Annotated in this window: 10 protein-coding genes; 6 read left to right on the top strand and 4 right to left on the bottom strand. The window is 57.6% G+C overall.

The window, feature by feature from the left end; genetic code table 11:
- Nucleotides 1–234: 234 nt before the first annotated feature.
- Nucleotides 235–2,748, top strand: a complete 2,514-nt coding sequence (locus HHJ06_RS10845; protein WP_215429665.1) for an alpha-N-acetylglucosaminidase — start codon at nt 235–237, stop codon at nt 2,746–2,748.
- A gap of 68 nt (nt 2,749–2,816) precedes the next feature.
- On the opposite strand, the gene HHJ06_RS10840 is transcribed toward HHJ06_RS10845, so the two are convergent.
- Entirely contained in the window at nt 2,817–3,953 is a 1,137-nt protein-coding gene (locus tag HHJ06_RS10840; protein ID WP_215429663.1) for an OPT/YSL family transporter, read from the bottom strand.
- Between the two features lie 334 nt (nt 3,954–4,287).
- On the opposite strand from HHJ06_RS10840, the gene pyrF reads away from it, so the two are divergent.
- From pyrF to HHJ06_RS10825, 3 genes are all read left to right on the top strand, one after another.
- Nucleotides 4,288–5,073, top strand: a complete 786-nt coding sequence (gene pyrF, locus HHJ06_RS10835; protein WP_251841504.1) for an orotidine-5'-phosphate decarboxylase — start codon at nt 4,288–4,290, stop codon at nt 5,071–5,073.
- A gap of 183 nt (nt 5,074–5,256) precedes the next feature.
- Nucleotides 5,257–5,973 carry an energy transducer TonB gene (locus tag HHJ06_RS10830; RefSeq protein ID WP_215429659.1) on the top strand — a complete coding sequence of 239 codons (717 nt, stop codon included), beginning with the start codon at nt 5,257–5,259 and terminating at the stop codon, nt 5,971–5,973.
- A 21-nt stretch (nt 5,974–5,994) separates the two neighbouring features.
- Complete coding sequence (locus tag HHJ06_RS10825; protein WP_251841503.1) at nt 5,995–7,686, top strand: putative manganese-dependent inorganic diphosphatase; 1,692 nt, start codon at nt 5,995–5,997, stop codon at nt 7,684–7,686.
- Nucleotides 7,687–7,796: 110 nt separating this feature from the next.
- On the opposite strand, the gene HHJ06_RS10820 is transcribed toward HHJ06_RS10825, so the two are convergent.
- Genes HHJ06_RS10820 through dnaX form a run of 3 tightly spaced genes read right to left on the bottom strand, consistent with a single transcriptional unit; the run spans nt 7,797 to nt 11,386 of the window.
- A complete protein-coding gene (locus HHJ06_RS10820; protein ID WP_215429655.1) occupies nt 7,797–8,837 on the bottom strand; it encodes an endonuclease/exonuclease/phosphatase family protein in 1,041 nt (346 codons plus the stop codon).
- A 12-nt stretch (nt 8,838–8,849) separates the two neighbouring features.
- Nucleotides 8,850–9,164, bottom strand: a complete 315-nt coding sequence (locus HHJ06_RS10815) for a YbaB/EbfC family nucleoid-associated protein (protein ID WP_215429653.1) — start codon at nt 9,162–9,164, stop codon at nt 8,850–8,852.
- 32 nt (nt 9,165–9,196) lie between these two features.
- Nucleotides 9,197–11,386, bottom strand: a complete 2,190-nt coding sequence (dnaX, locus tag HHJ06_RS10810) for a DNA polymerase III subunit gamma/tau (RefSeq protein ID WP_215429651.1) — start codon at nt 11,384–11,386, stop codon at nt 9,197–9,199.
- A gap of 246 nt (nt 11,387–11,632) precedes the next feature.
- Between dnaX and HHJ06_RS10805 the strand changes: the two genes are divergently transcribed.
- Both HHJ06_RS10805 and HHJ06_RS10800 read left to right on the top strand, forming a co-directional pair.
- Nucleotides 11,633–12,382, top strand: coding sequence for a hypothetical protein (locus tag HHJ06_RS10805; RefSeq protein ID WP_146016808.1), 750 nt, complete (start codon nt 11,633–11,635; stop codon nt 12,380–12,382).
- Nucleotides 12,383–12,429: 47 nt separating this feature from the next.
- The gene (locus HHJ06_RS10800) at nt 12,430–13,245 is read left to right on the top strand and encodes a hypothetical protein (protein WP_215429649.1); all 816 of its coding nucleotides are present in this window, start codon (nt 12,430–12,432) and stop codon (nt 13,243–13,245) included.
- Nucleotides 13,246–13,292: the final 47 nt, after the last annotated feature.

Genomic DNA, 13,292 nt, shown 5'->3' with positions numbered 1-13,292 from the left:
TAATCCACAACACAAGCAAGCCAGCACACATTGACCGCAATCATTCAATAGCTGCCAATCGGGGGTGAACTGCAGAACTGGAACGCATAGGAGAACTGACAACCAGGATAGTTAGATCATGCATTCCTTGGGGAAGAATGGCAATCCTCCTTGAAAGACACCGCAGATTTTGCATGTATAGTTGGTGCTATGCTTTCACATGCTTTTGCTGTCGGTTCGGTTCTGGGAACGGTCATGTCCCCGCTTGTTTGCGTCTCTGCGGCGGAAGTATCTCCCGTAGCGGCCGCTGAAAGCGTGGTGGCGCGCGTGACCCCATCAGCGAAGGGCGCCGTGTCATTCAGCTTGAATCCGGCTCTGGGCAACAAGATTACGATTTCGGGCGCTCCCGGAGGCATCCGCGTGGAGGCATCTGACGTCCGCCGCCTCGTAGCGGGGTATGGATGGTATTTGAAGAATATCGCCAAGGTGCATTTTTCCTGGAACGGAGACCGTCTGACTCTTCCCTCTCCGCTGCCCGCTCCTTCCAGTCCCGTCACGATTGAATCTCCGTGGAATACCGTTTTTGCGTATAACTACTGTACCCTGTCTTATACGGCGGCTTTTTGGGACTGGAACCGCTGGCAGCGCGAGATTGATTTCCTGGCCCTGAGCGGGTTTACGCACGCGCTGGTAACGGCAGGCCTGGAGAAAACCTGGGAGGATTTTCTCATCGGCCTGGGGTATCCCCGGGAAAGGGCTCTCCGCTTCATCCCCAATCCAGCCTTTGCCGCCTGGTGGAACATGGGCAACCTGGAAGGGCACGGAGGACCGTTGACCCAGCAGCAGATTGACAGGATGGCGCAGTTGGGGCGGCGCATCGTATCCCGCATGGAGCAGCTGGGTATGACGCCCGTGCTTCAGGGGTATGTGGGGTTTGTTCCTGCGGATTTTGCGGAGAACGTGTACATGAAAGGCCTGAAACTTATTCCGCAGGGGGAATGGGTCAATTTCAAGAGGCCATGGGTGGTGGACCCCACTTGCGAGGCTTTTCCAAAGCTGGCAGCAGACTGGTACAAGGCTCTCCGCAAGGTATACGGTATTTCCGGAAAGATGTTCGGGGGGGATTTGTTCCATGAGGGCGGCAGCAAGGGAGACATTGATGTAACGTGCGCGGCGCAGGCGGTGCAGGGCGCCATGCAAAAGGCTTCTCCGGGTTCTTCCTGGGTGATTCAGGCGTGGGGAGGCAATCCTTCCCGCGAGCTGCTGGCCGGAACGGACCCAAAGCATGCCCTCGTATTGCAGCTTACCAAGGATATGGCTGACGGCGGAAAGAATTTAAGAACCTTTGACGGCATTCCCTGGGTCTGGTGTGAGCTGGCCAACTTCGGCGGCAATACGGGGCTGTACGGTGGAGTTCCCCTTCTGTCCCGGCTTGGGAGTGATTTGGCCGGATACAGGGACAAAGGGCTGACGGGAATGGGCACCTTGTCCGAAGGGCTGGAAACGAATCCCCTTCATTACGCCCTGTTCTGTGACCGTTTATGGACGCAAGAGGATATTCCTGTCCGGGATTGGCTCAGGAAGTATGCCCGCCAGCGTTACGGCGCTGCTCCGGAAGCGGTTGTGCAGGCTTTGGAAGTCCTGTCTTCCTCCATTTACAATCCCGCCCGGTCCCAGGAGGGGTGTACGGAGTCCATTATCTGCGCCCGCCCGTCCTGGGATGTCCGCAAGGCCTCCACGTGGTCCAGCGGGGAAAGGTACTATCATCTGGGCGACATCGTTAAAGCGGCTCGCGGCTATTTGAAGGCGGCCAATGCCCAGCCGTCCCTGGTAAAGGAGGAGACCTTCCGCTATGATTTGGTGGATGTCGTCCGCCAAGCGCTTGCAGACGCCGCTTTTTACCAGCTTCAGCGGGTCAGGAGCGCTTTTGATTCCAGGGATGCCGCGGCATACAGGAAGCAGGTGAAATTGTTCCTGTCCCTGGTTTCGGATATGGACGCCCTTCTGGCGACGGACAGGCAGTTCCTGCTGGGTACCTGGCAGAAGAAGGCGCTGGATTGGGGAGGCACCCGGCAGGAGAAGGCCTTGATGGACAAGTCCGCCAAAATGCTTATTACCACATGGATTGACCAGGCTCCCCGGGCGCTGAATGATTATTCCAACCGCCAATGGGCCGGGCTTGTTTCCGATTTTTATCTGCCCCGCTGGAAGAATTTTTTTGAATCCCAGCTGGATGTGCTGACCGGAAAGAAGGACCGTGCCGCCGCCCATGCCGCTTTCATGGATAAAACGGTTCGTGAGGAGCTGGCTTTTGCGGGAAATGGAAAGGTGTATCCTACCAGGCCGGCCGGGGATACGTTGACCGTCGCCAATCGCGTGATGGGCGCCCACCGGGAAATGCTGGATGCCCTGAGCGCGGAAGAAAGGTATTCCGCGGGAACGCCGTGGGATCTCCAGCAGGGGTCTCCGCTGCAATTTAACGTGACGGACCAGGTGACCGGGCCGGGCACGTATACCGCCACCTTCCAGTGGAAGAACGGCCCCAGCGCCCTGAAAATTCATTCCGTCAAGTTGTATGAGGGGAACAGGGAGGTGGCCGCGGATACCCATGAAGGCTGGACCGGCGTGGAGAATAAGGATAATGCCTACAGGCTCGATTTAAAGAAGTACCGCACCAACCTTGACTCCTATACCTTGAAGGCGGAGGTAAGCGGCGTTTCCGAAGGAGCTTCCAAAGGGGAAATGACGTTGAAGAAGGAAGCCCGTTGACATGCCGCCGGGCCAGGTCCGGACCTTCGGAATATCCTTTTCCGCAGGCCCGGCGCCCGGTCACGGATTTAGCGTGCCGCCTGGTAAATGCTGAACATCAGGATGGCCATGCCCGTCAGGGCCGCGCCGGCAATGATGCCGGAAGCGGTGGGGATTTTGTATTCCCTGGATTTGGCGCGGAAGAAGCGGTCCGCAGCCCAGCCGAGCACGGCCCCGGCAAAGAAGAGGAAGGAGTCATTCCACTGGATGGCCCACGCCAGCCCGAAGCCGATGGGAGTGGGGAGCCATTTTCCTGCGGCGGGAAGGTAGCGGGGGACAAGCACTAGAATGAGGCCGAGGATGCCGCCCGCGATGATGGAGAGAACCTTGATGCTGTGCAGGTGGCTGAAGCCCATGCCCAGCGCTTCCGCCGTGGCCGCCCATGTTCTGGCCCCCGGCGCGTTGAAGGCCTGGAGGGAGTCCACGTCCGGGACCATGGAGCGGAAGGCGAGCACGGAGACGAGGGTTCCCAGGAAGATTCCGGAGAACTGGGCGATGAATTGCTTGCGGGGATTGGCTCCCAGCAGGTAGCCCACCTTGAGGTCCACGAGCAGGTCTGCCGAGGAACTGGACGCTCCGGAGGTGATGTTGGCCGCCATCAGGTTGGCCGTCACGTGTCCCGGCGCAATCCCGCCGAAGATGAGCTGCGTGACTTTCCCCATGGCTCCGGTGGGCGTGATGTTGGCCTCCCCGGTGATCCGGCAGACGACCAGCGCCAGGAAGAAGGAGATGATTACTGCAATGCAGCTCATCCAGTACGGAACGTCAAAGGTGGCATGCGCCAGATAGCCGAGGGCTGCCAGGGAGACGAGCTGCCCGGCCAGGAACCAGCTCATGGGCGTTTCTATTTTTTCCACATCCGTCAGCTCCCGCCTTTTAGTCAGGGAGAACATGGCGCCCAGGGAGGAGAAGGAGCGGACGATACTTTTCCACTGGAACAGGAAGGCCACAATGCTGGCGACAACCATGCAGGCGGTTCCCCCCCACAGGGTCCAGCCCACGGCATCCCGGTAGCCGGCGCCCGCGGGAAGCAGCCCCTGGTTTTCCAGCCACGGTACGTAGAGAGCCCAGCAGACCGTTCCCCCGATGAAGAGGCTGAGGGAGGTTTTCATGCCCACCAGCGCGCCTGCGCCCACAAACATGAGGTCCCATTTTAAGGTTGGCATAAAGGTTGGTGAGGGAGAGGATGGAGCCCAGGAGCATGCCTACGATGACGGCTCTCCAGGTGAGCTGCTTCATTCTGTCGCCGGAGCCCAGGTAGACCCGGTCATACCATTGTTGTTCGATTTCATCCGGCGTCCCCTGGAAGCCGTCCAGGGGAAGCGGCTTTTCCAGGCAGGAGAGAGGAGCGGGGGAGGACTGGGATTCCGTAGGTGCCATACGGGCCGGAACATAGCATGTGCGGGAGCGGTGGAAAAGCCGTATCTGTCTTTCCTTTCCTCCGGAACGCCTCCTGCTTGGGGCTTGCCTGCCCGTGGCGGCCGTGGTTTAATGAACGGCATGAGCCCATCTTTTACGGATAAACTTGCCGCCCGCATCAGAAAGACCGGTTCCGCCCTGTGCGTGGGGCTGGACCCGCGCCCCGTCATGGATGATTTGCAGTCGGTTCCCGCCCTGTTGCGGAAGGTCGTGGAAGAAACCGCTCCGTATGCGGCGGCGTTCAAGCCGAATATCGCGTATTTTGAGGCCATGGGCCTGCGCGGCCTGGAGATGCTTGAAGAATTGCTTCCGGATATGCCGGGGGATGTGCCCGTGGTGCTGGACGCCAAGCGCGGGGACATCGGAGAAACCCAGAAGTATTATGCCCAGGCGTATTTTGAACGTCTGGGAGTGGATGCCGTCACATTAAGCCCTTTCATGGGTTATGATACGCTGGAACCTTTTTTGGATTATGAAGGCAAGGGCATCTATCTGCTGGCGGTCACTTCCAATCCGGGTTCCGCGGATGTGGAGCGCCAGGAGCTGGCCGACGGCCGCAAGGTGTATGAACTGGTGGGGGATATGGTGCGCCGCTCCGTGCAGGAAGGGCGCAAGACGTCCGTGGGCATGGTGGTGGGGCTGACCAATGCGGATTCCAGCATTCTGGCGCGTATTCCGGACGCTCCCCTGCTGGTTCCCGGCTTGGGAGCCCAGGGAGGCGACCTTTCCAGCCTGAGCGGGTCCGGCCACGTGGCTCCCCCGTTGATCAACGTTTCCCGCGGCATCATGTACCAGAATCCGGAATTAAGCTTTGCGGAGAAGGCGGAGAGGTTTTCCCTGCGGATACGGGAGGCGCTGGGTTATTGATCCTCATACGGTTTCCGGCAGGATAACAAAACGGTAACGGGCCGCACATGGCAGTGCGGGCGCTTGTCAAGGGGAAGGGCGCTGATATAGTGAACGGGCACTTCTCCCCTCTTCCCGCCCGTTTTTATGGATGAAAAGCCCGGAATTGTAAGATTCACGCCCCGTTCAACCTCCAAGTCCGCCATGTTTATTGCGGTGGGGGTGGCTTTGTGCGTCCAGGTGGCTTTATGCGCCGTGCTCGTAGCCATCCATTTTCAGGAGTTGTGGCTCCCTTCCGTCCAGAGCGGGGAGGTAGAAATGGAGTTTGTGGCCCCTTCCGAGGAGATTCTCCAGGAGCTGGAGGAGGTTCGGCCCGTGCCGGCGGACCCCGCGGCGGCTCCTCCTACGGTCAGCTCCATTCCGGAAATTACCGCGGATGAGGACCTGCTTGCGATGAAGCTGCCGGAAAACGAGGATTGTTCCGAGATGAAGGATTTTCTTCAGGAGGAGCCTCAGACGGAGTTTTTGCCGGAAGAGCTTGCCAGCATGCGGATTTCCATGAAAGAGGTGAAACCCAGGCGCCCCGCAAAAACTCCTGCGGTATCTCGGCCGGGACCTCCGGCGCCGGATGAAAATGTGACTCCGGATAAAAAGGTGCGTTATAAACATGCTCCATCCTTGCCCAATTCCGTCAATTCTTCTAAAGTCGGGAAGGTGAATGCCGTGGTGAAAGTTGCGGTGGGGGTAAATCCCCGTGGCGAACCTTCATCCGTCAATCTTATTCAGTCAACGGGGAATGCGGAACTGGACCGTCTTTTCATGCGCTGGGTGAAAGAGAATTGGACTTTCTACCCGGCAGAAAAGGACGGCGTGCCCATTGCTTCCAAGGTAGTGGTGCCCGTCAGGTTGAATATAGATTAACCTGTGCAGGAAATAAGAAAGATGCTTCCGGAGAAGACAGAAAAAAGGCCCATATACGTGATCGGCCACCAGAATCCGGATACGGATGCCATTTGTTCCGCCATAGGTAATGCGGAGTTTTTAAGAGCCCATGGCGAACCTGACGCCATTGCCGCCAGATGCGGGGAGATGACGCTGAGAACGTCCTGGGTGCTGGAAAAGGCCGGACTGCCGGAGCCGCTTCTCGTTTATGACGTAACACCCACTGCGGGAACAATCTGCCGCCGTGATGTGATCAGCGTAAGTCCGGACGATACGTTCCTGACGGCGTACCGCAGGATGACGGAGAACTCCCTTCAGACCATTCCAGTGGTTGACGCGGACCACAATCTTCATGGGCTGCTGCGTTATTTTGATTTGCTGAGCCTGCTGATGCCCCTGAACATGACGGAGATGAATGTGCGCTCCGTTTTTTCCAGCCTGAGCAACATTGCCACCACCATTGACGGCAAGTGCCTGACGGGGGAGACCCTGAGCGAGGAAGAAACGCAGAATATCATTCTGGTGGGGGCTTCCAGCGAGCCAAGCGTCCGGACGAGGCTTGCCAATTACAAAAGAAAGGGCATTGTGCAGGACCTGATCGTTATTTGCGGGGACCGTCCGAACGTGCAGCTTTATGCCGTGGAGCACGGAGTGCGCGCCCTGGTAACCACCTCCGGGGCGTTCCCGTCCCTGGATATTGTTGAGACGGCCCAGACGACAGGCACATGCATTTTAAGCACCCCGTGGGATACGGCCAGTGTGGGCCAGTTGATCCGTTGCTCCCGGAAGGTGATGGAACAGGTGCACAAGGATTATACGGTTTTTCCGGAGAATATGCCGCTGCCTGAATTGAGGCAGGCCGCTGTGAAGAGCAAGCAGGCGCTGTTTCCCGTGATGAGCATCAGGACCAACAAGATGATTGGCGTGTTGAGCAAGACGGACCTGGTGGACCCGCCCCGCATGCGCGTAGCCCTGGTGGACCATAATGAGTTTTCACAGGCCGTCAAGGGGGTGGAGGAAGCGGAGATCGTGGAGGTCATGGACCACCACCGCCTGGGCACCCAGATTTCCACCCGGGACCCGATCCGATTTTTGAATGAGCCTGTGGGCTCCACTTCCACCCTGGTGGCACGCAGGTTTTACCACCGTGATGCGGAGCCTTCCCAGGCCGTGGCGATTTGCCTGTGCGCGGGTATTCTTTCCGATACGCTGAACCTGACGTCCCCCACCACGGCGCGGGCGGACAGGGAGATGCTGGAATGGCTGACCGGCATTGCCAAGATAGACGCCAAGAAGTTTACGGAGGAGTTTTTCGCTACCGGTTCCCTGCTGCGCTCCAAAACGGCGCCTTCCGCGATCATCCAGGCGGACAGGAAAACCTTTACGGAGTACGGGCACAAGATCAGCATCTCCCAGATTGAGGAGATCGGCATCTTCGGCCTTCAGGAAGTTCAGGACGACCTGGTGAAGGAGCTTCAGAAATTGGTGGAGGAAGAAGGGTTGAAACTGGCGTGCCTTCTGGTTACGGACATTGTCACGCATGATTCCATGCTTCTGGCCGTGGGGGATGAAGAGGTGCTGGAGCACATTGAGTACGAACGGCTGGGACCCAATCTGTTTTCCGCCGCTGATGTGGTCAGCCGCAAGAAGCAGCTTTTCCCGGCTATTTCCCGTGCATTGAAAACCCTGTAGATGTGACGGGGAAAATTCTTTTCCGCGTTTTACGTAAGGTTGTTCCGTTCCCGGGATGTCCGGAGGAATTGTTATACGGAAATAGCCTGGAGCAGTGGCGCAGGAGGGGATCAGGGCATGGAAATGTCCGCCAGGATGGAGCGGCGGATGGTATCCGGTACCAGCACGGTGCTGGCGCGTTCAGGTTTGAGCGGCGGTGTGCAGAAGACCCGGTCCAGGCGTAGCAGCGGGAAGTTGACGGGACAGGTGGCCCCGTATCCGGCGCCTTTAAGCTTGAAGCAATCCTGAAAGTCGCTGCTGAGTTTGGAGAAGATGGGGGATTGAGGAGCGGCGCTGAAGTTCCCGGCCAGGATGATAGGCAGTTCACCGTGCTGGCTTCCTACCTCCTTCAGGGTATCAAACAGATACTGGAGCTGTTTGCGGTGAATGAACCGGAGTGTGTGGAAGTATTTCCAGCAGGCGGGGGAATAAAGGTCAAAGCGGTGCTCAAAGGGCTCCAGGCTGATGTTGATGAGCCGTATTGCCAAAGAAGAGTTTTCCGGTATCCAGTCCACGATCAGGCCTGAGGTATCCGTGATGCTTTGCGCCGGACCTATCTGGCCGTGGCGCACAATGATGGCGCAGCTTCCAATTTGCTTGATGTAGGAGGTGCGTCCGAAGATGCTGTAGGCAAATTTGAGCGTTCGGTTGTGGTTGCTGCATCCCTGGATGAAGATGACGTCCGCCCGGAGTTTGGATATCTGTTCAATGGGCGGGTTTTCCACGCAGCCCCCGTACAGGGTAAGGACTCTGATTTGGCGGGAGTCCGGCGCCGGGGGCATTTTGTAATATTCCATTCCCGTTCTGGCGATGGGAGGGATGAAATCCGTGACGACGATGCCGTATGCAAACCAGACAATGACGCCAAGCAGCCCGATCCGGGAACCGAAAATCAGCCATGCCAGAAGCGCCGGGAAGGAGAAGATAAGACAGCACGCCCAGATGGGCAGTGAAGTCATGAAGGCCATCGTGTCCGATCCGGTCCAGAAAATGGTGACGACGATAACCCACAGGCACAGAGAGACGCAACCCAGCGCTATCCCCAGGTGGTTGACACCGGATAACGCAGGCAGTGGTTCTGCCAGATGTTTGCGCCTTCTGAGCCTGTGCACGGTAATGGTAGGTTAAAAGCCCATGCCGGGGGGCAGGTCCAGCCCGCCCGTCAGCTTTTTCATTTCCGCGGCTGCGGTTTCCTTGCCTTTGGCGATGGTGGCGTTAATGGTTTGCAAGAGGAGGTCTTGGAGAAATTCGGAGTCGGACGGGTCAATGATGGAGGGATCAATAACCAGCTCCGTGAGATTTCCGTCACAGGTGGCGGTGACTTTCAGCTTGCCGCCCGCGCCTTCCAGAGTAACGGTCTGGGAGGCCAGTTTTTCCTGGGCGGCGGCAAGTCCGGCCTGCATCTGCTGGACCTGCTTCATCATTTTCATCATATTCATGGCTGTTGTATTTGGAGATGTGGGTTGATGTATTATTGGGAAATGATACGGGCGCGGAATATTTCCATGGCGGCGTCAATCAGGGGGTCCGTATAGTAGGAGTTATCTTCATTTTCCTCTTTGGCGGGTTCCCGGACGGGCGCAGCGGTTTTTTCCCGGGGAGCCTGGGGTTTGGGGGCTGGAGCGGCCGCCGCGGGGGGCGGGGGTGCCGGCAGCGGGGCCAGTTCTTCCTGGACTGGCTCCGGTATGGAAGCATCCTGAAGGATGGAGATGGTAACGGGAACTCCGCCGCGTTTGGAGAGATCCGCTTCCAGGGCGGCGCGGAGGGGACCGGAGCCCAGGCTGTCCATTCCCTGATGGTCGGAGGGATGGAAAGAAACGGCTACGAATGCTCCGTCATGGCCGGAAAAGACGCTGTTTGCCAGAAAGTCCGCCTGCAGGGGGAATTTGGCGGCGGCCTGTTCCAGCGCCGCTTTCCAGTCTTCCTCCGTGATGGTTCTTCCGGATTGAGGAACGGGGGCCTGCGGCCCCTCTTTTACCGTGGGAGCAGAGGTGCGTGAAGAGGCGCTTGCCGTGTCAAACAGATTGTCAAAGAAACTGCTGGTTCTCCTTTCCGGAGGCAGGCTTTCCTCAGGGTCCATGAAGGTGGGTTCCGGAGAATCCGGAGGAGACACCGGAGCATCCGAGATGACGGAGGCGGGGCGCTGGGTTTCAGCCGGGATTTCAGGAACGGGTTCTTGCTGAGGTTCAGGCGCGGAGTGAAGAGGCTCTTCCTCCGGAAGGGAGGGGGGAGGCTCTTCCTCCACGGCGGCAGGCGGAACCTGCGGTTGCGGTTCGGGGGCCTCCGTTGGAACGGGCGCCGCCGGAACACTGGCGGGTTCACTCTTCTGCATGGCGGCAGCGGGGGACGGCTTGGCCGGAGAAAAATCCGGAACCGGGTCCATCAGGTGCGCTTCCGGAGCGGGTTCCGGCTTTTCCGCAGGAATGGGCGCCTGGACAGTTGCCGGAGGTTCCGGGGCAGGGGCTGTAGCGGCGGCCGCAGGCGCCTTCTGTTCCTGGCGGTCAGCGGGAGCCTGTGTGGAGGCGGCCAGCGGCGCGCCTTCCAGAGCCATGATAATATCGCTGATGCTGGCTTCCGCCAGGGCGTGGACGGCCTTGATCAGGCCCATTTCCAGATGCAGCCTTTTATTAGTGGACCAGCGCATCTTGTCTTCCGTTTCCGCCAGGACTTCCACCAGGCGCAGAATCTTGTCCGTCTGGGTGCGTTTGACTAGTCCGGCGAGTTCCTCCTTGGAGGCTTCCGGGAGGGAATCAAAGCTGGCTTCCGGATCCACCTTGGAAACCAGGATTTCACGCACGGCGGAAATGATTTCAGAAAGGAACTGGCCCATGTCTCTTCCCGCCTCCGCCTGCTCATGCAGAAGGTGAAGCAGGGAGGGGAGCTCCTTGTTCAGAATGAGTGCCAGGGCATGCGCCACGGTTTCCCGGGAAGTCATGCCAAAGATGTGGAGCACCTGTTCCTCTTCAATCTGGTTCCCGCAGAAGGAAACCAGCTGGTCCAGCATGGACTGGGCATCCCGCATGCCGCCGTCCGCCACCTTGGCTACGGCAAAGGCCGCTTCACGGCTCAGATTCACTCCTTCCGCAGAAGCGATGTGGAGCAGGTGTTCCGCAATGATTTCGGAAGGAATGGGGCGCAGGTCAAAACGCTGGCAGCGTGACAGGATGGTCGGCAGAATCTTGTGGGGTTCCGTCGTCGCGAAAATGAATTTGACGTGGGGGGGCGGTTCCTCCAGCGTTTTCAGCAGGGCGTTGAAGGACTCCTTGGTGAGCATGTGCACTTCATCTATATAGACAATGCGGAAATTCCCCCGGCTGGGAGCAAAGCGCACATTGTCCCGGAGGTCGCGGATGTGGTCGATGCCGCGGTTGGATGCGCCGTCTATTTCCAGAACATCCAGGCTCCGTCCCTCCGCGATCTCTTCACAGATGTCTTCATGCGGGTCAAAATCCACTTTCGGGCCGCCGCTGCAATTCAGGGCTTTTGCGAAAATTCTGGCAGTGGATGTTTTTCCCGTCCCGCGCGGTCCTACAAAAAGGTAGGCATGCGCGAGGCGATTGTGCTCAATGGCGTTTTTCAACGTCTGGACGACATGATCCTGTCCGAGGACGTCATTGAATGTCAGAGGACGATATTTTCTGGCAAAGACCTGGTAACTCACGGTTCAGAAAGACTAGAAGATGAGTCCCTGTTTGAAAAGAAAATAGAGCGTAATTGTTTTAAAATGTTGATAAGAGAAACTTTGCGGCATCCCGTTACGGAACCTTCCTGAAAAAAATATCAAGAAAACAATGAGGATGTCATTTTGATGTTGAAATGTGAAAATGTTCATGCCAATCTCACAAAAGTAACAGGAACCTTCTCATCTCTATTATTTCCTATGTGGGTCAAAGTATCAATTGCAGCCTTGGTCATAGCTCTTCTCGGCGGAGCCATGTATTATCTTGATAACGAGGAAGCTCTAACCAAGGAGCGTAAGGAATGCGTCTCTCGCTATAAAAACCTGAACGGTCTTCGCGGTGAGTTTACGGAAGAAAAGACAAAATATGTCGACTTCCTGGTGAAGAATGAAGGTTTGACGAACGATATCAATGCCTTAACCAAGCAGAAGGACGAGCTGGAAGCCAAGAACCAGGAGCTGGCCGCCGCCAATGAGGCCAAGAAGACGGACCTCCAGGCGCAGCAAACCGCCCTGGCGGAACTCCAGTCCAAGAGCAAGGATATGGAAAGCATCCAGGCCATTGCCGACAAAATCAAGGGACTGGAAGAAGAATCCAAGCAGCTGGAAGTGGTCAAGCAGGCCGAACAGGGCAAGCATGACGCTATTGTGGCGGAAACGGAACAGCTTGTCGTGAACAATGCGGCCCTCCGCCAGCTCAAGGCTGACCAGGATGCGCACCTTTCCCCGCCCAACCTGAAAACGCGGGTTTCCCAGGTGATTGATGACTTTAATGTAGTGGTAATTGACGGCGGTGCTGCCGACCTGGGCGTGGTGCCCGGTTCCAAGCTGGCCGTGATGAGGGACGGCAACAAAATTGCCGAGCTTGACGTGAACGCTGTTGAATCCCGTGTTTCCACGGCTACCATCCTCCCCACCACGGTAACCGCCGGCGAACGTGTTGAAGCCGGAGACATCGTAGTATCCGTCCGCCCGTAGTCCTTTCCCGGTTCAATACACTCCATACACTCTCACATACACACACAATGAAAACTGTCTTAGTAGTTTTATTGATTCTTGCAGCAGGTGCGGGCGCCTGGTTCTCCGGTCTCAGCGGCCTCTTCGGCATCAATGGCCAGTACCAGGACTTCAAGGAAATGATCACGTACCGCAAGGTTCTGGACAAGGAAATCCGGAATTGGACGGGATTGCGCAATGACATGATCAAGAACCGCGGTCTGGCTGCGGAAGAAAACCTGAGCCTGACCTCCACCAAGGCTTCCGTGACGCAGCAGCGTGACGAACAGCTCTCCAAGGAAACGGAACTGAAGGAAGAGGAAGTCCAGCTGAATGCGGACCTGTCCAAGATCAACAAGCAGATGGATGAACTTAAGGCCAAGCTGAACGACTTTGGCGTTTCCAGCGTGCAGGAAATCCAGGCGAAGATGGAATCCATGGAAGCCTCCAACAAAAAGCTTCAGGAAGACATTGACCAGATCAAGAGCGCCACGGAAGTGGCCGCCAAGAAGCGCGCCGAACAGGCTACCGAACTGGCCGGACGCCAGAAGGAACAGGCTGAATACCGCGCCGCCCTCGCCAAGAATGGGGATGAATATCCCGTTCTGTCCGTGGACCCGCAGTGGGGCTTTGTAGTGATTGGCGCCGGACAGGGCAGCAACATTGACCCGAACACGATCCTGCTTGTCACCCGTGACGGCCGCAGCATCGGCAAATTGAAGGTGACTTCCCTGGAAAAGAACCAGACGGTGGCTGACATCGTCAAGGATACCGTGCCTGCCGGCATGAGCATCCAGCCCGGCGACATGGTGCAGCTCCTGCGCCCCGTACAGTCCGCCAAATAAGGTTCTGCCGCGTATTTTCCTTGAACCCCGCTGTGCCTTCCGGCATA

The sequence above is a fragment of the Akkermansia muciniphila genome (genome assembly GCF_018709685.1).
GTDB lineage: Bacteria > Verrucomicrobiota > Verrucomicrobiia > Verrucomicrobiales > Akkermansiaceae > Akkermansia > Akkermansia muciniphila_E.
This window is presented reverse-complemented; position numbering and strand designations above follow the sequence as displayed.

Excerpts from the sequence above, each read along its gene's own strand:
- HHJ06_RS10845 (WP_215429665.1), top strand. The coding sequence starts at position 235 with ATGTCCCCGCTTGTTTGCGTCTCTGCGGCGGAAGTATCTCCCGTAGCG.
- HHJ06_RS10800 (WP_215429649.1), top strand. The coding sequence starts at position 12,430 with ATGAAAACTGTCTTAGTAGTTTTATTGATTCTTGCAGCAGGTGCGGGC.
- HHJ06_RS10830 (WP_215429659.1), top strand. The coding sequence starts at position 5,257 with ATGTTTATTGCGGTGGGGGTGGCTTTGTGCGTCCAGGTGGCTTTATGC.
- HHJ06_RS10840 (WP_215429663.1), bottom strand. The coding sequence starts at position 3,953 with ATGCCAACCTTAAAATGGGACCTCATGTTTGTGGGCGCAGGCGCGCTG.
- HHJ06_RS10815 (WP_215429653.1), bottom strand. The coding sequence starts at position 9,164 with ATGAATATGATGAAAATGATGAAGCAGGTCCAGCAGATGCAGGCCGGA.
- pyrF (WP_251841504.1), top strand. The coding sequence starts at position 4,288 with ATGAGCCCATCTTTTACGGATAAACTTGCCGCCCGCATCAGAAAGACC.
- HHJ06_RS10825 (WP_251841503.1), top strand. The coding sequence starts at position 5,995 with ATGCTTCCGGAGAAGACAGAAAAAAGGCCCATATACGTGATCGGCCAC.